Here is a 22,689-nt window from a genome sequence, read left to right as displayed (position 1 = left end):
TGTGACAGCACCGCTGATGCGGTGCTGTCTGTTTATACCGGCTGAGTGGTTACATCCAGCCACTGTGCGTTTGTCAGTTCCGCCAGCCGCGCAGGTGTCAGCCGGACAGCGGAATTAGCCGACCCCGCCGCAGGTAATACCGTGTCATACTCACGGAGTGAATGATCCGCATAAACGGTCAGCGGTACCGGCAGCCCGAACGGACAGACTCCCCCGACCGGATGGCCGGTGAAATGCACCACTTCCTCTGCATTCAGCATTTTGGCCTTGCAGCCGAACTGTGTTTTGAATTTTTTATTATCCAGCCGGGCGTCCCCTGCCATCACAATCAGAATCGCGCTGTCATCCGTCAGCTTAAAAGAGAGTGTTTTGCAGATCTGACCGGGGCGGACACCATGAACTTCTGCTGCCTGAGTGACAGTGGCAGTCGGCTGTGTGGTCTCAATAATCGTAACATCCGGGGCATGCGTGCCGAACCAGGCACGAACCGTTTCGATACTCATTCAGGACTCCGTTTTATTATCATGTGCTTTTTATGTGTTTGCACCAACAGCTCACCATAATTTGCCCTGAATTGGCAGCCCTTTTTTGACAAAATAGCGCGGATACCGGTTATTCTGCCGGAATTCATGTTAGAGTGGGCTGTTCATATATTTATTGATTAGCGGAAGGTGATGTCATGCAATCTGTTGATATTCAGACTTTATTAAAAAAAGCAGAAGTACTGTGTCTGTCACGCAGTGTGCGCATGACGTCTCAGCGAAAGTCGATTCTGCAGCTGATTGCCGGCCAGCCCGGAGCCATCAGTGCTTATGAGCTGCTGGATCTGCTGCGCGAAACCGAGCCGCAGGCAAAACCGCCGACAATCTACCGCGGTCTGGAATTTCTGCTGGAGCAGGGATTTATCCACAAAATTGAGTCCACCAACAGCTTTGTGATGTGTCCGCATTTTGATAAACCCAGCCATACTTCAGTACTGTTTATCTGCGATCGCTGTAACAGTGTGACAGAGCGGGACGGAGAGGCGATTGATTCACAAATCACTCAGTTGGCGGATGCCGCGCAATTTCATATCCGCCACAGTGTGATTGAGGCGCACGGATACTGCCGCCCTTGTTATGATATTGAATCCTGCACCCGCAGAGATAAATGCCTGCATGACCATGAACATGACGAACCGCGTAAACGCGGACGCTGAAAAACAAAAACCACAGTGTCCGTCTCCGGCGTACTGTGGTTTTTAAGCGGATACCGTTTCAGGCGGCTGTCCCGGAAATCAGTGCCAGTCGTTATTACGGATCACACCCACTGCCAGACCTTCAACAGTAAAGTTCTGTTCCCGTAAATCCACCACGATCGGGCTGAATTCTTCGTTTTCAGCGTGCAGCTCAATCTTGCTGCCCACTTTCTTAAACCGTTTGACTGTCACTTCATCTTCGATACGGGCAACCACCACCTGGCCATTATGCACGTCCTGGGTTTTATGCACCGCGAGTAAGTCACCGTCCATAATACCGATATCTTTCATTGACATACCATTTACCCGCAGCAGAAAATCTGCACTTGGTTTAAACAGCATCGGGTCAATCTGATAACGGCTTTCTATATGTTCCTGTGCTAATAAAGGCTCACCTGCGGCCACACGGCCTATTAGTGGTAAACCTTCATCCTCTTCTTCTTCCAGAAGCAGACGGATCCCCCGGGAGGCCCCGGAGACAATCTCAATGACGCCTTTACGCGCCAGGGCTTTCAGGTGCTCTTCCGCCGCATTCGGAGAGCGAAAACCCAGGCGTGCCGCAATTTCTGCACGCGTCGGTGGCATGCCCGTCTGCGAAATATGGTCACGAACAAGGTCATAAACCTGTTGCTGCCGTGCCGTCAGTGCTTTCATTTCGCCCCCTGTTTGTTTATACAGTCAGACTGTGAGTATATACAGGTATTCCGGGATTGGGAACCATAACATGAGGAAAATACGTGTTACGCCGCAGGTTTCACAAAAAATCGTCTGTTAAAGACGCAGGAACCAGCTGGTAAACAGCATAATCCAGACAAACAGCCCCAGTAATGTGGCGATAAATACTGCGGCGGACCCCATATCTTTGGCCCGGCCGGACAGTTCATGATATTCCGTACCGATACGGTCAACCACAGCCTCAATAGCGCTGTTGATAAGCTCAATCACCACTACCAGCACCACAGAACCAATCAGCAGCACCCGTTCAACCGCCGTAAAAGAGAAAGCAAAGGCAATAATGACGGCCGGGATCAGCGCCAGCAATTCCTGACGGATAGCGGCTTCATTTTTCCATGCCGCAATGAGTCCTTTCTTTGAATAACCCGCCGCTTTAATTAATCGTATAAATCCGGTATTTTTTTTCATTTCTGTCACTGTAAATAATATGATTATCTGACTGATCGCCGCTATTTTTCCGCGATTTTATTGCTGCCGCAACACAGATCTGGCTCCGCCTTTCTGGTATGCTGAACGCGAATTGTCAACAAGAGGCTTCATACATTTATGTCACTTTGGCGTAAAATATACTATAACGTATTGAATTTACCATTAAAACTATTGGTAAAAAGCAAGCCGATCCCGACGGATCCGGTCAATGAGCTGGGGCTGGATACACAACGTCCGACACTCTATGTTCTTCCTTATCACTCTAAGGCGGACCTGCTGACACTGCGCCGTCAGTGTCTCGCACAGGGCATGCCGGATCCGCTGGAAGATAATGTCATCGGTAATACCACATTACCGGGCTATGTCTTTATCGATGACGGCCCGCGTGTGTTCCGTTATTACGCCCTGAATCCGCGTAAGGATTCCGTCCATATTTTCCACGCCTATCTGGATCTGCACCGCAATAATCCGGCGCTGGATATTCAGATGCTGCCGGTCTCTGTGATGTTCGGTCGTTCACCGGGCCGCGAGGGACACCACGGTGTGCCGCATCTGCGTCTGTTAAACGGGATCCAGAAATTTTTCGCCGTGCTCTGGCTGGGACGCGACAGTTTTGTCCGTTTCTCACAGCCGGTGTCCATGGGCGCAATGGCCTCTGAACACGGTACCGACACTATTATCGCTAATAAACTGGCCCGTGTCGCCCGTATTCACTTCTCGCGCCAGCGTATGGCCGCTATCGGCCCGAAACTGCCGGTGCGTCAGGAGTTGTTCAATAAGCTGCTGAAATCCAAAGCGATTGAAAAAGCCGTTGAAGATGAAGCGAAAGCCAAAAAAATCACCATTGAAAAAGCGCGTCAGAATGCCGTTTCCATGATGAACGAAGTGGCCGCTAACTTCACCTATGACGCTCTGCGCGTGGCTGATCGCGTTCTCGGCTGGACCTGGAACCGCCTCTATCAGGGACTGAATGTCCATAATGCGGAGCGGGTGCGCCAGCTGGCACAGGACGGCCATGAGATAGTGTATGTGCCCTGCCACCGCAGCCACATGGACTACCTGCTGCTCTCCTATGTGCTCTATCATCAGGGGCTGGTACCGCCGCATATCGCCGCCGGGATTAACCTCAATTTCTGGCCGGCGGGACCGATTTTCCGCCGCCTCGGTGCTTTCTTTATCCGCCGCAGCTTCAAGGGCAACAAACTGTACTCCACCGTTTTCCGTGAATACCTGAGTGAGCTCTTCTCACGCGGTTATTCCATCGAGTACTTTGTCGAAGGCGGCCGTTCCCGTACCGGGCGTCTGCTGGAGCCAAAAACCGGCACATTATCGATGACGCTTCAGGCTATGCTGCGCGGTGACTCGCGACCTATCACCCTGGTGCCGGTCTATATCGGCTATGAGCATGTGATGGAAGTGGGTACTTACGCCAAAGAGCTGCGCGGTGCCACCAAGCAAAAAGAAGGTTTTATGCAGATGGTGCGCGGCCTGCGCAAACTGCGCAACCTCGGCCAGGGTTATGTGAACTTCGGGCAGCCGATTCCGCTGTCACAATACCTGACAAAACAGGTACCGGAATGGCGTGAGGCGATCGATCCTGTCGAGCCGCAGCGTCCGTCCTGGCTGACACCAACCGCCACATCTCTGGCTGATAACATTATGGTGAGCATCAATAATGCCGCCGCCGCGAATGCTATCAACCTGTGTACCACGGCTCTGCTGGCTTCCCGTCAGCGCGCACTGACCCGCGAACAGCTGATCGAACAGCTCGACTGCTATCTCCAGCTGCTGCGCAATGTGCCGTATTCCCCGGACAGCACCACCCCGGCGAAGAGTGCGGAAGAACTGCTGGAACACGCATTGCAGATGAACAAGTTCGAGGTTGAGAAAGACAGCCTAGGGGATATCATCATTCTGCCGCGTGAAAATGCGGTACTGATGACCTACTACCGGAATAACATTCTGCATATGCTGGTACTGCCGTCTCTGGTGACCAGTATCCTGATCCATCACCGCCGCGTCAGCACCGATACTCTGCGTGAACATGTCGGGATGATCTATCCGCTGCTGAAAGCCGAACTGTTTATGCGTTACAGTCAGGAAGAGCTGCCGGCGATCCTCGATACCATCATTGATGAACTGTGTCGTCAGCAATTAATCTGCCGCCGTGATGATAATATGCTGGTCATTAACCCGGCCCGTATCCGTCCGTTACAGCTGCTGGCAGCCGGGATCCGCGAGACATTACAGCGTTATGCGATCACCCTGTCGCTGCTGAATGCCACCCCGGAAATCAGCCGTTCGGCACTGGAAAAAGAGAGCCGGATGCTGGCACAGCGCCTGTCGGTTCTGCACGGTATCAACGCACCGGAATTCTTCGACAAAGCCGTGTTTGCCACCCTGGTCGGCACACTGCGTGAAGAGGGCTATATCAATGACAATGATGATGTGATTGAAGCCAACGCCGGAGAGTTCTACAACGTGCTGGCGGAGCTGATGTCACCGGAAGTCCGTCTGACTATCGAAAGTGTCAGCCTGGAGCCGGAAGAAGCTGTACCGGCAAAAAGTGACGACAGTAATCCGTCTGACTGACGCTGAGAACAAAAAAAGGAGACCGGATAACCAGTCTCCTTTTTTATTGCCGGTTATCTGCACTTACAGATAACTGACCAGCATGCCGAGAAACAGAATAAACCCGACATAGTTATTATTCATAAAGGCCTGAAAACACGGGTCGCGTTCGCGATCGGCCATCAGCCGCTGCTGATAGACAAATAACGCCCCGGCCAGCAGCAGAGACCAGTAGAAGATCCCGGACAGATTAACCATCAGCCCTATCCATAACAGCATCAGAATCATCATCAGCTGCAATATGCCGATAATCATCTTATCAAAGCGCCCGAACAGGATAGCCGTGGATTTCACGCCGATTTTCAGGTCATCATTGCGATCCACCATCGCGTACTGGGTATCATAAATCACAGACCAGACAATATTGACCGCAAACAGCAGCCAGCACTCTGCCGGCAGCGATTCACTGACCGCCGCAAACGCCATCGGAATCGACCAGCCGAAAGCCGCGCCGAGCACCACCTGCGGCAGATGGCTGACCCGCTTCACAAACGGATACACCCAGGCCAGCGCCAGCCCGGCGACTGACAGCCAGATGGTCATCGTATTGAGCGTCAGTACCAGTCCGAATGACACCAGCACCAGTACCGCAAACAGAATTTTGGCTTCTTTTTCCGTGACATCACCGCGCGGCAGCGGACGGTTTTTGGTGCGTTCCACCGAGCCGTCAAATTTCCGGTCGGCGAAATCATTAATCACACAGCCGGCGGCACGCATACTGAACACGCCAATGGTAAAGATGATCAGAATATGCCAGTCCGGGACACCCCGGGCCGCTATCCATAACGCCCAGTAGGTCGGCCAGAGCAGTAACAGTGAGCCAATCGGGCGGTCTGTCCGCATCAGACGGCTGTATGCCTGCCACTTGCTGCGTACCATGCTTCGTTCCACGTTATTCTTCTCCGAGATATTCACTTATGCGGGGTATGCCGGAGAGGCCGGCAGAAAAACTTCAGTCAGCAGAAGCGGTTTACCGGCCAGGCACAGCCGCGAACAGCGCGCCCAGTGCGTTTCTGACAGCCCGAAGCGGATATAATCCCGCGTCAGACAACCGCTGGTAAAGAGATAGCGCCCGAGCGGCACATTTCCCATTTTCAGTAACTGCTGCTCTTCCCCTGTCAGCGTCTCCTCCGGTACCACTGTCCGGCCGGTCAGCCAGGGAACCCCGTCACCATATAACACCACCTCCCGTAACCAGTAGCGTGCACTGCCGGGCAGATGCATCTGCTCTTCTTCAGTCAGCGCTTCACGGGAGATATATTTTTCACAATACGGTTTTACCGTCACTTCATTGCAGTGCTGTTCAAAGCGCCGCGTCATTGACCCTAATTCTGATAACCAGTCCAGCACCCCGGCGGGGATCATTTCCGCATTATCAAACCAGCGGATGGGGGGTGTTATCACTGTTTGTGTCATGAATGTATCCGGTTATCAGGGGCATAATATGCGTTCTGATACACTTTAACAAAACCCGGCAGGAAATGAGCGCGTTACTGAAAATTTTTTGCTAAAAATAAAGCCGCTCTGCATTGTGCAGAGCGGCTTTGTTTATAAAACGCACGGTTAAAGTAAATTCAGCACTAACGCCAGTTTTTAAACCGGTTAATCAGGCCGTTGGTTGAGCTGTCGTGGCTCTCAACCGGCTTGTCACCCGCCAGTTCCGGCAGAATGCGGTTTGCCAGCTGTTTGCCCAGTTCGACGCCCCACTGATCAAACGTATAGATATTCATAATCACGCCCTGAACAAAAATCTTATGCTCATACATGGCGATCAGAGCCCCGAGGCTGAACGGAGTAATGGATTTCAGCAGGATGGAGTTGGTCGGGCGGTTACCCTCAAAGACTTTAAACGGCGCGACATAATCCATTTCAACCGGATTTTTGCCCTGTGCGGCAAACTCCGCATCCACCTGTTCACGGGTTTTGCCGAAGGCCAGTGCTTCGGTCTGCGCGAAGAAATTCGACAGCAGTTTACTGTGATGATCCCCCAGCGGATTATGGCTCTGAGCCGGTGCGATAAAATCACACGGGATCAGTTTGGTACCCTGATGGATCAGCTGATAAAACGCATGCTGCCCGTTGGTGCCGGGCTCACCCCAGATAACCGGACCGGTCTGATGAGAAACCACCTTACCGTTACGATCCACATATTTCCCGTTGGACTCCATATTGCCCTGCTGGAAATAGGCCGCAAAGCGGTGCATGTACTGATCATAAGGCAGAATTGCTTCTGTTTCCGCACCGAAGAAATTGTTGTACCACAGACCAATCAGCGCCAGCAGCACCGGAATATTCTGTGAGAATTCAGTTTCGGTGAAGTGCTTGTCCATGGCATACGCACCATCGAGCAACTGCGTGAAGTTGTCATAACCGACAGAGAGCACGATAGACAGACCAATCGCCGACCACAGGGAATAGCGCCCGCCGACCCAGTCCCAGAACTCAAACATATTGGCGGTATCAATACCAAACTCAGCTACTGCATCCGCATTAGTGGACAGCGCGGCAAAGTGCTTCGCCACATGCGCCGGGTCTTTGGCCGCCGCCAGGAACCAGTCACGCGCGGAATGGGCGTTAGTCATGGTTTCCTGGGTGGTAAAAGTTTTGGAGGCGATCAGAAACAGTGTGGTTTCCGGATCCAGCGCTTTCAGGGTTTCGGCGATATGAGTACCGTCAACATTAGAGACAAAATGCATGCCCAGATGATTTTTATACGGACGCAGCGCCTCTGTCACCATATAAGGGCCGAGATCAGAGCCGCCGATACCGATATTCACCACATCGGTAATCGGCCTGCCGGTATAGCCTTTCCACTCCCCGCTGATGATCCGCTCACTGAACACGCGCATTTTTTCCAGCACGGCGCGAACCTCCGGCATCACATCCTGCCCGTCAGTCATCACCGGAGTATTGTCACGGTGGCGCAGCGCGGTGTGCAGAACCGCACGGTTTTCTGTCCGGTTGATCTTCTCACCGGAAAACATACTGCAGACGGCCCCACGCACATCACACTCTTCAGCCAGTGCCAGCAGCTTATCAAGGGTTTCCTGTGTGATACGGTTTTTGGAATAATCCACCAGCATTTCTTCGCCGAACGTGGCAGAAAAACGGCTGAACCGGTCGTTATCCTGCGCAAATAAGTCGCGGAGATGCACAGTTTTCATTGTGTCGTAATGCTGTTCCAGCGCCTTCCAGGCCGCAGTATCAGTGGGGTTAATATTTTTCATTGCAGCTCTCTTTTCATTGAAAACCAAAACTGAATCGTGTCAACAAAGTGTACTCTGTCCTGACGATAAAGGTGTTATGCATCTGTCATTCCGTGATATTGCTCAAAAAAACAGAAACAAAACCAGCGCCGGAACGGAATATCGCAAAAAACGATAATTTGCCTGTCATTATGAAAGATATTGATTATCCGTTAATCAATATTGACTCATTCCGGCAATCCCGATAATTCTATCAGTGTAACACAGCTCACATTTTTCACTTTACGGGATAAGGGAATTCATTATGGCGTCAGTATCTTCCGCGCCTGCTCAGCAGGTCATTGCAAAATTCGGTGGTACCAGTGTGGCAAATTATGACGCCATGCAGAAAAGTGCCGGGGTCGTTCTGCAGACCCCCGGTGTGGCACTGGTGGTGTTATCCGCCTCCGCCGGGATCACCAATGCATTAATCGAATTAGCTCAGGGATGCCCGCGCGCGCAACGTGAAAAATGTCTGAAACAGGTTCGTGACACACAATATGAAATCCTGTCCCGTCTGCCGGAGAACGCGGCGGTGCACAATGAGATTGACCGCCTGCTGGGCAATATCACCACTTTATCGGATGCAGCGGCACTGGCAACCTCCAGCGCTCTGGTGGATGAGATTGTCAGTCATGGTGAGATTATGTCGACGCTGCTGTTTACCGAAGTGCTCCGGGAGCAGGGCGCACAGGCGCAATGGTTTGATGTCCGTGAGGTCATGCAGACAAATGACTGCTTCGGCCGGGCTGAACCGGATACCGCTGTGCTGCGCACGCGCTGTGATCAGCTCCTTGCCCCGCGTCTGTCACAGGGCCCGGTTATCACCCAGGGATTTATCGGCTGCGAAGCCGCAGGGCGCACCACCACGCTCGGACGCGGCGGCAGTGATTACACTGCGGCACTGCTGGCGGAAGCGCTCGGCTGCCAGCGTGTGGATATCTGGACGGATGTGCCGGGGATCTACACCACGGATCCGCGCATTGTCCCGGATGCCTATCCGATTGATCATATTACCTTTGATGAAGCGGCGGAAATGGCGAACTTCGGGGCAAAAATCCTGCATCCGGCCACTTTGCTGCCTGCCGTGCGCAGCGGAATCCCGGTGTTTGTCGGCTCCAGCAAAGAGAGCGGCGCGGGCGGCACACTGGTGTGTGATAATGACCCGAATCCGCCGCTGTTCCGCGCCCTGACATTACGCCGCCAGCAAACCCTGCTGACACTGCACAGCCTGAAAATGCTGCATGCGCGCGGCTTTCTGGCGGAAATCTTCACGATTCTCTCCCGCCATAATATTTCCGTGGATGTGATCACCACGTCAGAAGTCAGTATCGCCCTGACGCTGGATACCGTCGGTTCCACACACACTAACGGAACATTGCTCAGTGATGAGCTGACCGCCGAGTTGTCTGCACTGTGCCGTATTGAAGTGGAGCAGAATCTGGCACTGGTCGCGGTTATCGGTAATGAACTGACCCGTGCACACGGCTTGGGCAAAACGATTTTCAGCGCCCTTGAGCCGTTTAACATCCGCATGATCAGTTATGGTGCAAGCGGACACAATATGTGCCTGCTGGTTCCCGGCAATGATGCCGAAGATATCATCCGCGCCCTTCACCGCGATCTGTTCTGACCCCCGCCTTTTCAGATAAAAAAACACCTGACGTGGTCAGCGTCAGGCGATTAATCACACGAAACAGAGATCAACATGAAACACAAGTGACGAGTATTGCCGATACATGCATACCGTATACTGTCCGCTGTATAACGATATTGAAAGCTCCCAATATGAAGAAGAGTAAGACGACCACGGGAGGAAATATAAGTGACAATGAATTATTTATCACTATTAATCATATCCCTCATGAAAAATTATACGGTAACCCGCCGGTCTTTCCATTAATAAAATTCATATTTGCACAAAACAATATAAACAATTTTTATCAATAACCATCAAAGTTATTTATACTGATTTTAATTGCTAATTATGTATTATTGCTTCAATAGCAATTAATTTTATTTACCAGTTTCAGAAGTAACAATTCATATCTGGTGTTATTCTTGCGTAACAAAAATTACTGAATCATCAGCAAACCTGATAACCGCCGTGTTCTGCCGCGAATAAATTAAACTCACGCCAGCCTCTCAGGGCATATTCCAGTGTTTTGTGACTGATTTTGCACAGTGATGCGATATTACTGACCACCATATTGTTATCTTCCAGCATGTGATCAGTCAGAACACCGGCAATAAGCAGGCATTCTTCCGGCATGATCCGCCAGGCATCCTGTGTGGCAAATTTATGGACAGGCACATACCCCTCTTTCGGGCTGCGCCGGCTCAGCAGCGCCAGTTCATCGGCTCTCGCCTGTTTAAAGGCGGCGATTTCATCCGGTGACGGTACCGGTTCCGGCAGTTGCTGCTGATATAAGAAGTGATAGACCTCTGACGCCCGGGCGGGTGTCAGCTCGCTTTTCAGCCAGATTCGGTTAAAACAGTCATCATCCAGCACATCATCGGTATCCAGGATATCCGTGATCTGCATGATATTCAGTGCAGCGTTGAGGATACTCTCATCCAATTCATAATAATGAGGCTGATCTGCTTTCGGCAGCGAATACGCGGGCAGGCACCCGGCAGGTAAAGCATCCTGAATATAGAAACGGTACATTGTCTCATCACTCCCTTTTATGGCTGAATCTGATATGCCCGGTCACGGCTGTTGTCAGCCATAGTACGGGAAAATTACTTATCTATAAATGGGGATGAAAAAAACAATGACAAGAGCAGGCTGTCACATTGCGTGATAATTGAGAAAACGATTGAAAGGATCCCGGCCGGTTATCCTGTTTTATTTCAGATTATGGTGTGGTGTCCGGTGAAATATCTACAGGGAGTATGATTTCACAGACCACCGGGACAGTGACATCTGCAGTTCTGTCAAAAGGTAAAGGCTCTCCGGGACGAAAACAGGTAACCTGAACGTTTTTTTCCTGCACCTCTGACGGCTGGCATAGCACAGGGCAGCCCGGTAACCGCTTTTTGCTGATGCACGTCGCGCCATCCAGCATGATGGCTCTGTGTTGCAGGGTCATAGTGCATGGCAGATCAGTCTCCGCCCGGCAGTTACCGGCGAATGCGCTGCATAATACAAAAGTGGCAGATATAATTAACGGCCTGAAAACGGGGAGTGTCATATCACCTCCCCGGCCCGGCCGTCAGCAATGATAAATACTGAATTCATACGGTTCTCCTTCTGTTCTGATAATGGCGTACAGTGATACAGCGGAATTCACTATACGCAGAACAGTACCCGGTGGTTAACGCAAACCGGGACAGGAGACTGACATGCGATAATACTCAGTCTTCCGGATTATACCCCAGGTTCGGGGCCAGCCAGCGCTCAAGCTCTTTCACCGGCATACCTTTGCGGGCGGCATAATCCTCAATCTGATCTCTCTGGATCTGAGCCACCGCAAAATAGCGGCTCTGCGGATGACTGAAATACCAGCCGGATACCGATGCCCCCGGCCACATAGCATAAGATTCCGTCAGCCGCATGCCGGTATGTCTTTCAACATCCAGCAGTTCCCAGATTTTGCTTTTCTCCGTATGTTCCGGACAGGCCGGGTAGCCGGGTGCGGGGCGGATCCCCTGGTAGTTTTCGCGGATCAGCGAGTCATTATCCAGGTTTTCATCCGGACTGTAGCCCCAGATAGTTTTACGCACCTGCTCATGCAGATACTCCGCAAACCCTTCCGCCAGCCGGTCAGCGAGGGCTTTCACCATGATTTTATTGTAATCATCGTGTGCCGCATCAAACTGAGCTGCCAGTGTATCCTCCTCCAGCCCGCCGGTGACAGCAAAGGCTCCGAGATAATCCGGAATTCCCGGTGGTGCGACAAAATCCGCCAGGCAGGCATTCGGGAAATCATCTTTCTTCTGTGTCTGCTGGCGCAGATGACAACTGTATAACAGCACCTCTTCGCGGGATTCGTCACGGTAAACCGCAATATCATCGCCGATCCGGTTAGCCGGGAAAATCCCCGCCACGCCACGCGGTGTCAGTGCGCCGGTTCTGTCCAGCTCATCCAGCATCGCGTTTGCCTCTTTAAACAGGCGGCGGGCTTCTTCACCAACGACATCATCTTCCAGAATACGCGGGTATTTTCCGGCCAGCGACCAGGTCATAAAGAAAGGTGTCCAGTCAATATAACGGCGCAGTACCGAAATCGGTGCAGTGACGGTTTTCACGCCGGTAAATGCCGGGCGCGGCGGCGTATAATTATCCCAGTCCGCCGCAAACGCATTTGCCCGCGCCTGTGCGAGTGTCACCGGTGCTGAGCGCGGCTGACGGCGGGCATACTGGTCGCGGACAACCTCATATTCTTTACGGGTGCGGGCAACAAATTCATCCCGTTGTTTATCTGACAATAACGCCGCCACGACCCCGACCGTCCGTGAGGCATTCTGTACATAGGTTACCGGGCCGCTGTAATTCGGTTCAATTTTCACCGCCGTATGAGCTTTGGATGTGGTGGCACCGCCGATCAGCAGCGGCAGGGAAAATCCCTGACGCTCCATCTCTTTGGCTACATGTACCATTTCATCCAGTGACGGCGTGATAAGCCCGGACAGCCCGATAATATCGACTTTTTCCTCAATAGCCGTGCGGAGAATTGTTTCACAGGGCACCATCACCCCGAGATCGATAATTTCATAGTTATTACACTGCAATACCACGCCGACGATATTCTTGCCGATATCATGCACATCGCCTTTGACTGTCGCCAGCAGGACTTTCCCGGCACTGGAGCCGCTGGTTTTCGCTGCCTGAATATAAGGTTCCAGATACGCCACCGCCTGTTTCATCACCCGCGCGGATTTCACCACCTGCGGCAGAAACATTTTTCCCTCACTGAACAGATCACCGACCACATTCATGCCGTTCATCAGCGGGCCTTCGATCACTTCAATCGGGCTGTCAGCCCGCAGACGGGCGGCTTCGGTATCCTCAACAATAAATTCCGTGATCCCTTTCACCAGTGCATATTCCAGACGCTTTTCCACATCCCACCCGCGCCATTCCGCGAGCTGCGGCTGATCATTTTCCCCTTTGCTGCCGCGATATTCTTCTGCCAGCGCCAGCAGCCGGTCAGTGGCATCCTCGCGGCGGTTCAGGATCACATCTTCCACCGCATCACGCAGTGCAGCCGGTAAATCATCATAAATGGCCAGTTGCCCGGCATTCACAATCCCCATATCCATGCCGTTACGGATAGCGTAATAGAGGAAAACGGCGTGAATCGCTTCCCGTACCGGATCATTTCCGCGGAACGAGAAAGAGACGTTGGAGACCCCGCCGGAGATCAGTGCATGGGGCAGTGTCGCTTTGATATCCTTACAGGCTTCAATAAAATCAACGGCATAATTGTTATGCTCAGGAATACCGGTTGCCACCGCAAAAATATTCGGGTCAAAAATAATATCTTCCGGCGGGAATCCCACCTGCTCAGTCAGAATGCGGTAAGCCCGCTGACAAATTTCTGTCTTGCGCTGCCGGGTATCCGCCTGGCCGGTTTCATCAAAGGCCATCACAATCACGGCAGCGCCGTAACGCAGCACTTTTTTGGCATGATCGATAAAGGCTGCCTCTCCCTCTTTCAGGGAAATCGAGTTCACAATGCCTTTACCCTGGATACATTTCAGCCCGGCCTCGATCACCTCCCATTTTGAGGAGTCGATCATAATCGGTACGCGGGCAATATCCGGCTCACCGGAAATCATATTCAGGAAACGCACCATGGCCGCCTGTGAATCCAGCATGCCCTCATCCATGTTGATATCAATAATCTGTGCGCCGTTCTCCACCTGGTTACGGGCAATATCCAATGCTTCCTGGTAATTACCTTCTTTAATCAGCCGCTTAAACCGTGCGGAGCCGGTGATATTGGTTCTCTCCCCCACGTTGACGAACAGGGAATTCTCATCGATGGTCAGCGGCTCCAGCCCCGCCAGACGGCAGGCCACAGGGCGATCAGGAATAACACGCGGCGGAATATCCGCTACCGCCTGCGCGATTGCACGGATATGGTCAGGCGTGGTGCCGCAGCAGCCACCGACAATATTCAGCAAACCGGACTGTGCCCACTCACTGATATAGCCCGCCATATTGGCGGCATCCAGGTCATAACCGCCGAACGCATTCGGCAGACCGGCATTCGGGTGAGTACTGACATAACAATCCGCGATACGGGACAGCTCCGCCACATACTGGCGCAGTTCAGCAGGCCCCAGCGCACAGTTCAGCCCGAAAGAGATCGGGCGGATGTGTCTCATGGAGTTATAAAAGGCTTCAGTTGTCTGACCGGTCAGTGTCCGGCCGGAGGCATCAGTGATCGTACCGGAAAGCATCACCGGCAATTTAATCCCCAGCGCCTCAAACTCGGTTTCAACAGCGTAAATCGCCGCCTTGGCATTCAGGGTATCGAAGATTGTTTCGATCATAATGATATCAGCCCCGCCGCGGACCAGTGCCCGCACAGAGCTGCGGTATGCCTCAACCAGCGCATCATAGGATACATTGCGGTAAGCCGGATCATTCACATCGGGGGAGATTGACGCCGTCCGGTTGGTCGGCCCCAGAATCCCGGCCACATAGCGGGGTTTCTCCGGCGTTTTGCGCGTCCATTCATCGGCACATTCCCGCGCCAGTTTCGCGGCAGCTTCATTGATTTCATCAGACAGGGACTCCATCTGATAATCCGCCATGGAAATAACCGTGGAGTTAAAACTGTTGGTTTCAATAATATCCGCGCCGGCTCCCAGATAGGCGTGATGGATCTCGCGGATAATATCCGGCTGCGTAATGGATAACAGATCGTTATTTCCTTTCAGATCCACCGGCCAGTCAGCAAAACGCTCACCGCGGTATTCCTTTTCGTTCAGTGCATAGCGCTGGATCATTGTTCCCATCGCACCATCAAGAATCAGGATCCGTTGATTAAGCGATTTTTTTAATACACTGAATTTATTATCCATTTATCTGACTCCGCTCTGCAATGCCCGTTTAAATAGCCGTCTGAACGTCTATACTACCACAACTTTCCCTGAGTGCATTAACGTGCAACCTGAGCGTTTTTCATGTTGCTGTGATCCGCAGAGGTACTCAACCCTCTTTTTCTGATTATTCGATCCGCGCCGAAAGCTTTCTCGTTTCAGCTAAATTTGAGGTGGATCATATTCAGGAAAGAGAATTGCTCATAAAAGTTGCAATCCGTTGCTGATCTATGCCAATGTTACCGGTAACAAACGAATTAATGATACTGCAGCAGGCAGATAATCAGCACGGAGCCATGACTATGACACATTCTGCGTACCCGCCGGTTCATCCGCGACTTTCAGAAATTACCGCCCGTATTACGGCGCGTTCCCGTGTATCCCGTGCCCGGTATCTGGAAAAAATCAGCGCCGCACGCAGTAAAACCGTTCATCGTGCCCAGCTTGCCTGCGGTAACCTGGCGCATGGCTTTGCCGCCTGCCAGCCGGATGAGAAACAACAGTTACGCAATATGGCGCATAATGATATTGCAATCATCACTGCTTACAATGACATGTTGTCGGCACATAAGCCGTATGAATTTTATCCGGCACAAATTAAAGCTGCACTGCACAGCGTGGGTGCCATCGGCCAGGTTGCCGGCGGGGTTCCCGCCATGTGTGACGGCGTGACCCAGGGGCAGGATGGTATGGAGCTGTCCCTGCTGAGCCGTGATGTGATTGCCATGTCTGCCGCTGTCGGGCTTTCCCACAATATGTTTGACGGCGCACTTTACCTCGGGATCTGCGATAAAATCGTCCCGGGGATGATGATGGCGGCACTCTCTTTCGGGCATCTGCCGTCCGTATTTATTCCGGCGGGTCCTATGACCAGCGGTCTGCCGAATAAAGAAAAAGTACATGTCCGTCAGTTATTTGCTGAAGGAAAAGTTGATCGCCGGGCACTGCTGGATGCAGAAGCGGCCTCTTATCATTCAGCCGGAACCTGTACCTTTTACGGCACCGCCAATTCCAATCAGATGGTGATGGAAATCATGGGGCTGCATCTGCCGGGCGCGTCCTTTGTTCATCCTGATACCCCGCTGCGTACCGCACTGACGGATGCCGCTGCCTGCCAGGTTGTCCGCTTTACTGAAAACAGCGGCAATTATCTGCCGGTCGGGCAACTGGTGGATGAAAAAGTCATCGTTAACGGCATAGTCGGTTTGCTGGCAACAGGGGGTTCCACCAATCTGACCATGCACCTTATCGCAATGGCCGCTGCAGCCGGGATCATCATCAACTGGGATGATTTTTCTGAGCTGTCGGACATTATCCCGCTGCTCAGCCGGATCTACCCGAATGGCCCGGCAGATATCAACCAGTTTCATGCCGCAGGCGGGTTACAGCTGATTATCCGTGAGCTGCTCAGCCTGGGGCTGCTGCATGAAGATGTTCATACTGTCGCCGGTTTCGGCTTATCCCGTTATACACAGGAGCCGTGGCTGGATAACGGTGAACTGAAATGGCGGGAAGGCGCGCTCAGCTCGCTTGATGACAGTGTGATTGCATCCGGAAATACACCGTTTTCGTCTCACGGCGGCACCAAAGTACTGACTGGAAATCTCGGACGTGCGGTGATGAAAACCTCAGCTGTTCCTGCCGATAACCAGATTATTGAAGCCCCGGCCATCGTGTTTAACAGCCAGCATGATATTGTGCCCGCGTTTGAGGCCGGAAAACTGAACAAAGATTGTGTTGTGGTAGTGCGTTTCCAGGGGCCGCAGGCCAACGGGATGCCGGAACTGCACAAACTGATGCCGCCGCTGGGCGTGCTGATGGATAAAGGCTACCGGGTGGCCCTGGTCACCGACGGCCGTTTGTCCGGTGCATCCGGCAAAGTGCCTTCCGCTATTCACGTTACCCCGGAAGCGTATACCGGCGGGCTGCTGACCAAAGTCCGCGACGGCGATATGATCCGGGTGAACGGGCAGACCGGCGAGCTGATGCTGCTTGTTGATGAGGCTGTTCTGGCAGAACGTGAAAGTGTCATTCCTGACCTCAGCGCAGAGCGGGACGGCTCAGGCCGTGAATTATTCAGTGCATTACGCACGCAACTCTCAGGTGCGGAAGAAGGCGCCTGCTGTATCCGTTTTTATAAAAGTGAGAATGACGATGAATGATCAGATGTTAAGTGCGCAATCCGTTTTAAATGCAGGACCGGTTGTGCCTGTCATTGTTATCCGTGAGCTGCATCAGGCAGTACCGCTGGCCCGTGCACTGGTCGCAGGCGGGATCCGCGTTCTGGAAGTCACACTGCGTACAGAGTGTGCAATTGAAGCTATCCGCGCCATTGCGGAAGAAGTGCCGGAAGCGATTGTCGGTGCGGGTACCGTGATTAATCCGGAGCAACTGAAAGCCGTCACTGACGCCGGTGCACAGTTTGCTATCAGCCCCGGTCTGACAGAATCTCTGTTACAGGCAGCCGATCAGGGCTCCATTCCGCTGATCCCGGGGATCGCCACCGTTTCCGAGCTGATGGCTGGTATAGCTTACGGACTGAAAAATTTTAAATTCTTCCCGGCAGAAGCAAACGGTGGAGTGAAAGCGCTGAAAGCTATCTCCGGCCCTTTCCCGGATATCCGTTTCTGCCCGACCGGCGGGATCTCCCTGAATAACTACCGGGATTATCTCGCGCTCAGCAGTGTGGCCTGTGTCGGCGGCTCATGGCTGGTGCCGGAAGATGCACTCTGTGGCGGAGACTATGATCGTATTACTGCACTGGCGGCGCAAGCTGTGGCCGGTGCCGCTGCATAAGACATCGTGAATTAAGTCTGCCTTTTGCCACCGTTCGCGGTGGCTTTTTTTTATCAGTCCGCCGTCGGATTCATCACACTCAGGTCATACGGTGTTATCTGATAAACACAATAATTCAGCCAGTTAGCATAAAGCAGATGACCATGTCCGCGCCAGCTGGATACCGGTGTTTTCGACGGGTCGTTATCCGGAAAATAGTTCACCGGGATAGCAGGATCCAGCCCCGCATCCGAGTCACGCTGATATTCTCCCGCCAATGTATCCGCGTCATATTCCGCATGGCCGGTCACATAGACCTGACGCTTGTCTTTACTGGCAAACAGATAGGCTCCGGCTTCTTCAGAAGCGGCCAGGATATCAAGATCGGTGTTTTCACGGATCATCGCTTCAGGAAATGCCGCATAGCGGGAGTGAGGCGCAGAAAACTGCCCGTCAAACCCCCTGGTCAGCAGCGCATGCGGCATAAGTGTAGTGTGGGTATACACCCCGGAGATTTTTTCCGGCAGCGTTTGTTTCGGGATATTGTAAAGCGTGTTCAGCCCCGCCTGTACCGCCCAGCAGACAAAAAGTGTTGATGTAACATGTGTCTGTGACCAGCGGATAATCTCATCCAGTTCCGGCCAGTAATCCACATCCTGAAATTCAACCAGACCGAGTGGTGCACCGGTGATCACCAGACCATCAAAATTCTGTTCTTTTATATCATCAAAGTCACAATAAAAGGCATCCAGATGCGCCTTGGGTGTGTTCTTTGATTCATGGTGACTGATACGCAGCAGCTGAATATCAACCTGAAGCGGTGTGTTGGAGAGCAGACGCAGAAATTGCAGTTCTGTTTCAATCTTCTTGGGCATCAGATTTAAAAACAGCACTTTCAGTGGCCGTATATCCTGAAATTGTGCCCGTGATGATGTCATCACAAAGATATTTTCATCACGCAGATCAGTGACAGCAGGAAGTTCATCAGGGATACGGATTGGCATAGCGGCGGGCTCTCCTTGTTATTTTAGACATCCGGACATCCAAAACTAACGAAAAAGAGAGGTTCTGTCGAGGAAAAAACAGCAAGGTGAATTTATTTCATACAAAAAACAAAACCCCGATAGTTTCCTATCGGGGTTAATGTTTGTTGGCGGAACGGACGGGACTCGAACCCGCGACCCCCTGCGTGACAGGCAGGTATTCTAACCAACTGAACTACCGCTCCGCGTATCTCTGTGTGACTGATGCAGTTCTGCACCCTCACTTAATAATAACCTGGCGGTTCCCTACTCTCACATGGGGAGACCCCACACTACCATCGGCGCTACGGCGTTTCACTTCTGAGTTCGGCATGGGGTCAGGTGGGACCACCGCGCTACGGCCGCCAGGCAAATTCATTTCAATCCAAAACAAGCTTTCACAGTGAATGACTTCTGCCTCTTCACTGTGCTGAAAAATCTCTCTAATCGTCTCTCAACTCAAAACACCTTCGGTGTTGTCAGGTTAAGCCTCCCGGTTCATTAGTACTGGTCAGCTCAACGCATCGCTGCGCTTACACACCCAGCCTATCAACGTCTTAGTCTCAAACGTTCCTTCAGGATTCTTAAAGAATCAGGGAAGACTCATCTCGAGGCAAGTTTCCCGCTTAGATGCTTTCAGCGGTTATCTCTTCCGCACTTAGCTACCGGGCAATGCAATTGGCATCACAACCCGTACACCAGTGGTGCGTTCACTCCGGTCCTCTCGTACTAGGAGCAACCCCTCTCAATCTTCCAGCGCCCACGGCAGATAGGGACCGAACTGTCTCACGACGTTCTAAACCCAGCTCGCGTACCACTTTAAATGGCGAACAGCCATACCCTTGGGACCTACTTCAGCCCCAGGATGTGATGAGCCGACATCGAGGTGCCAAACACCGCCGTCGATATGAACTCTTGGGCGGTATCAGCCTGTTATCCCCGGAGTACCTTTTATCCGTTGAGCGATGGCCCTTCCATTCAGAACCACCGGATCACTAAGACCTACTTTCGTACCTGCTCGAGCCGTCACTCTCGCAGTCAAGCTGGCTTATGCCTTTGCACTAACCGCATGATGTCCGACCATGCTTAGCCAACCTTCGTGCTCCTCCGTTACTCTTTGGGAGGAGACCGCCCCAGTCAAACTACCCACCAGACACGGTCCCCGATCCAGATTATGGACCCGGGTTAGAACATCAAACGTTAAAGGGTGGTATTTCAAGGATGGCTCCGTGCAGACTGGCGTCCACACTTCATTGCCTCCCACCTATCCTACACATCAAGGCTCAATGTTCAGTGTCAAGCTATAGTAAAGGTTCACGGGGTCTTTCCGTCTTGCCGCGGGTACACTGCATCTTCACAGCGAGTTCAATTTCACTGAGTCTCGGTGGAGACAGCCTGGCCATCATTACGCCATTCGTGCAGGTCGGAACTTACCCGACAAGGAATTTCGCTACCTTAGGACCGTTATAGTTACGGCCGCCGTTTACCGGGGCTTCGATCAGAAGCTTCGCCTTGCGGCTGACCTCATCAATTAACCTTCCGGCACCGGGCAGGCGTCACACCGTATACGTCCACTTTCGTGTTTGCACAGTGCTGTGTTTTTAATAAACAGTTGCAGCCAGCTGGTATCTGCGGCTGGCTTCAGCTCCGTGGGTAAACCACTTCACCTAGTGCCAGCGTGCCTTCTCCCGAAGTTACGGCACCATTTTGCCTAGTTCCTTCACCCGAGTTCTCTCAAGCGCCTGAGTATTCTCTACCTGACCACCTGTGTCGGTTCGGGGTACGATTAATGGTAACCTGGAGCTTAGAGGCTTTTCCCGGAAGCAGAGCATCAATCACTTCACCACCGTAGTGGCTCGTCGTCACGCCTCAGTGTTAACAACCGACCGGATTTGCCTGGTCAGTCCACCTGCACGCTTAAACCGGGACAACCGTCGCCGGATGATTTAGCTTTCTCCGTCCCCCCTTCGCAGTTACCACCAGTACGGGAATATTAACCCGTTGCCCATCGACTACGCTTTTCAGCCTCGCCTTAGGGGTCGACTCACCCTGCCCCGATTAACGTTGGACAGGAACCCTTGGTCTTCCGGCGTGCGGGTTTTTCACCCGCATTATCGTTACTTATGTCAGCATTCGCACTTCTGATACCTCCAGCAACCCTCACAGGTCACCTTCACAGGCTTACAGAACGCTCCCCTACCCGACAATATTTACATATCGCTGCCGCGGCTTCGGTGCATAATTTAGCCCCGTTACATCTTCCGCGCAGGCCGACTCGACCAGTGAGCTATTACGCTTTCTTTAAATGATGGCTGCTTCTAAGCCAACATCCTGGCTGTCTGAGCCTTCCCACTTCGTTTCCCACTTAATTATGACTTTCGGACCTTAGCCGGCGGTCTGGGTTGTTTCCCTCTTCACGACGAACGTTAGCACCCGCCGTGTGTCTCCCGTGATAACATTCTCCGGTATTCGCAGTTTGCATCGGGTTGGTAAGTCGGGATGACCCCCTAGCCGAAACAGTGCTCTACCCCCGGAGATGAGTTCACGAGGCGCTACCTAAATAGCTTTCGGGGAGAACCAGCTATCTCCCGGTTTGATTGGCCTTTCACCCCCAGCCACAAGTCATCCGCTAATTTTTCAACATTAGTCGGTTCGGTCCTCCAGTTAGTGTTACCCAACCTTCAACCTGCCCATGGCTAGATCACCGGGTTTCGGGTCTATACCCTGCAACTAATTCGCCCAGTTAAGACTCGGTTTCCCTGCGGCTCCCCTATCCGGTTAACCTTGCTACAGAATATAAGTCGCTGACCCATTATACAAAAGGTACGCAGTCACACCCCGAAGGGTGCTCCCACTGCTTGTACGTACACGGTTTCAGGTTCTTTTTCACTCCCCTCGTCCGGGGTTCTTTTCGCCTTTCCCTCACGGTACTGGTTCACTATCGGTCAGTCAGGAGTATTTAGCCTTGGAGGATGGTCCCCCCGTATTCAGACAGGATAACACGTGTCCCGCCTTACTCATCGGACTCACAACACCAGTGCTTTCAGATACAGGGCTATCACCTGCTGTGGCCAGCCTTTCCAGACTGTTCTCTTAACACTGATGCTGATTAAGGTCCTGGGCTGCTCCCCGTTCGCTCGCCGCTACTGGGGGAATCTCGTTTGATTTCTTTTCCTCGGGGTACTTAGATGTTTCAGTTCTCCCGGTTCGCTTCATTACCCTATGTATTCAGGTAATGATAGTGCAACGAATTGCACTGGGTTTCCCCATTCGGAAATCGCCGGTTATAACGGTTCATATCACCTTACCGGCGCTTATCGCAGATTAGCACGTCCTTCATCGCCTCTGACTGCCTAGGCATCCACCGTGTACGCTTATTCGCTTAACCTCACAACCCGAAGGTGTTTCATAAAGAAGCACATTCAGTGTCGTTCGGCTGAGAGACTCATCAATATTACCTCGGTGATAATATTGATTGTTTCAATTTTTCAGCTTGTTCCGGATTGTTAAAGAGCATAATTGTTAAGCTGACTCTTGAATCAGCTTAATCATTATT

The 22,689-nt window shown here is 52.2% G+C and carries 14 protein-coding genes, 1 tRNA gene and 2 rRNA genes; 5 read left to right on the top strand and 12 right to left on the bottom strand.

From position 1 onward, the window contains the following. Positions 1–32: 32 nt before the first annotated feature. The gene (locus tag JL661_RS00305; protein WP_004238268.1) at positions 33–503 is read right to left on the bottom strand and encodes a YbaK/EbsC family protein; all 471 of its coding nucleotides are present in this window, start codon (positions 501–503) and stop codon (positions 33–35) included. Between the two features lie 176 nt (positions 504–679). Between JL661_RS00305 and zur the strand changes: the two genes are divergently transcribed. Next, positions 680–1,198, top strand: coding sequence for a zinc uptake transcriptional repressor Zur (zur, locus tag JL661_RS00300; protein ID WP_049245999.1), 519 nt, complete (start codon positions 680–682; stop codon positions 1,196–1,198). A 78-nt stretch (positions 1,199–1,276) separates the two neighbouring features. Here zur and lexA read toward each other — a convergent pair whose 3' ends face one another. After that, positions 1,277–1,891, bottom strand: coding sequence for a transcriptional repressor LexA (gene lexA, locus JL661_RS00295; protein ID WP_004238270.1), 615 nt, complete (start codon positions 1,889–1,891; stop codon positions 1,277–1,279). A gap of 117 nt (positions 1,892–2,008) precedes the next feature. Then, positions 2,009–2,380, bottom strand: a complete 372-nt coding sequence (locus JL661_RS00290) for a diacylglycerol kinase (RefSeq protein WP_004238271.1) — start codon at positions 2,378–2,380, stop codon at positions 2,009–2,011. 138 nt (positions 2,381–2,518) lie between these two features. Here JL661_RS00290 and plsB point away from each other — a divergent pair, with 138 nt between their 5' ends. Further along, a complete protein-coding gene (plsB, locus tag JL661_RS00285; protein ID WP_015422417.1) occupies positions 2,519–4,993 on the top strand; it encodes a glycerol-3-phosphate 1-O-acyltransferase PlsB in 2,475 nt (824 codons plus the stop codon). A 63-nt stretch (positions 4,994–5,056) separates the two neighbouring features. Here plsB and ubiA read toward each other — a convergent pair whose 3' ends face one another. The 3 genes from ubiA to pgi all read right to left on the bottom strand — a co-directional run bounded on the left by ubiA (position 5,057) and on the right by pgi (position 8,259). Next, a complete protein-coding gene (gene ubiA / locus JL661_RS00280) occupies positions 5,057–5,911 on the bottom strand; it encodes a 4-hydroxybenzoate octaprenyltransferase (RefSeq protein ID WP_024475152.1) in 855 nt (284 codons plus the stop codon). 36 nt (positions 5,912–5,947) lie between these two features. Next, positions 5,948–6,448, bottom strand: a complete 501-nt coding sequence (gene ubiC / locus JL661_RS00275) for a chorismate lyase (RefSeq protein WP_004241531.1) — start codon at positions 6,446–6,448, stop codon at positions 5,948–5,950. Positions 6,449–6,612: 164 nt separating this feature from the next. Continuing rightward, positions 6,613–8,259, bottom strand: coding sequence for a glucose-6-phosphate isomerase (gene pgi, locus JL661_RS00270; protein ID WP_032099143.1), 1,647 nt, complete (start codon positions 8,257–8,259; stop codon positions 6,613–6,615). A 283-nt stretch (positions 8,260–8,542) separates the two neighbouring features. On the opposite strand from pgi, the gene lysC reads away from it, so the two are divergent. After that, on the top strand, positions 8,543–9,910 hold the full coding sequence (gene lysC, locus JL661_RS00265; RefSeq protein ID WP_004238279.1) for a lysine-sensitive aspartokinase 3: 1,368 nt from the start codon (positions 8,543–8,545) through the stop codon (positions 9,908–9,910). 453 nt (positions 9,911–10,363) lie between these two features. Here the strand turns inward: lysC and JL661_RS00260 are convergent, their stop codons facing one another. Together JL661_RS00260 and metH are read right to left on the bottom strand one after the other, a co-directional pair. Then, entirely contained in the window at positions 10,364–10,948 is a 585-nt protein-coding gene (locus JL661_RS00260; RefSeq protein ID WP_004238280.1) for a hypothetical protein, read from the bottom strand. A gap of 689 nt (positions 10,949–11,637) precedes the next feature. Beyond that, on the bottom strand, positions 11,638–15,318 hold the full coding sequence (metH, locus tag JL661_RS00255) for a methionine synthase (RefSeq protein ID WP_062773516.1): 3,681 nt from the start codon (positions 15,316–15,318) through the stop codon (positions 11,638–11,640). 314 nt (positions 15,319–15,632) lie between these two features. Here metH and edd point away from each other — a divergent pair, with 314 nt between their 5' ends. Both edd and JL661_RS00245 read left to right on the top strand, forming a co-directional pair. Continuing rightward, complete coding sequence (gene edd / locus JL661_RS00250; protein ID WP_062773581.1) at positions 15,633–17,498, top strand: phosphogluconate dehydratase; 1,866 nt, start codon at positions 15,633–15,635, stop codon at positions 17,496–17,498. After that, positions 17,491–18,132: a bifunctional 4-hydroxy-2-oxoglutarate aldolase/2-dehydro-3-deoxy-phosphogluconate aldolase gene (locus tag JL661_RS00245; protein ID WP_004238284.1), complete on the top strand. Its 642-nt coding sequence runs from the start codon at positions 17,491–17,493 to the stop codon at positions 18,130–18,132. Before edd ends, JL661_RS00245 begins: the two co-directional genes overlap by 8 nt. A 53-nt stretch (positions 18,133–18,185) precedes the next feature. Here the strand turns inward: JL661_RS00245 and metA are convergent, their stop codons facing one another. The 4 genes from metA to JL661_RS00225 form a co-directional block, all read right to left on the bottom strand. Then, the gene (metA, locus tag JL661_RS00240; RefSeq protein WP_004238285.1) at positions 18,186–19,115 is read right to left on the bottom strand and encodes a homoserine O-acetyltransferase MetA; all 930 of its coding nucleotides are present in this window, start codon (positions 19,113–19,115) and stop codon (positions 18,186–18,188) included. Between the two features lie 147 nt (positions 19,116–19,262). Further along, a tRNA-Asp gene (locus tag JL661_RS00235) sits at positions 19,263–19,339 on the bottom strand. 48 nt (positions 19,340–19,387) lie between these two features. Next, positions 19,388–19,503, bottom strand: a 5S ribosomal RNA gene (rrf, locus tag JL661_RS00230). 110 nt (positions 19,504–19,613) lie between these two features. After that, positions 19,614–22,521, bottom strand: a 23S ribosomal RNA gene (locus JL661_RS00225). Positions 22,522–22,689: the final 168 nt, after the last annotated feature.

Source organism: Morganella morganii, from assembly GCF_019243775.1.
GTDB classification, from domain to species: domain Bacteria; phylum Pseudomonadota; class Gammaproteobacteria; order Enterobacterales; family Enterobacteriaceae; genus Morganella; species Morganella morganii.
This window is presented reverse-complemented; position numbering and strand designations above follow the sequence as displayed.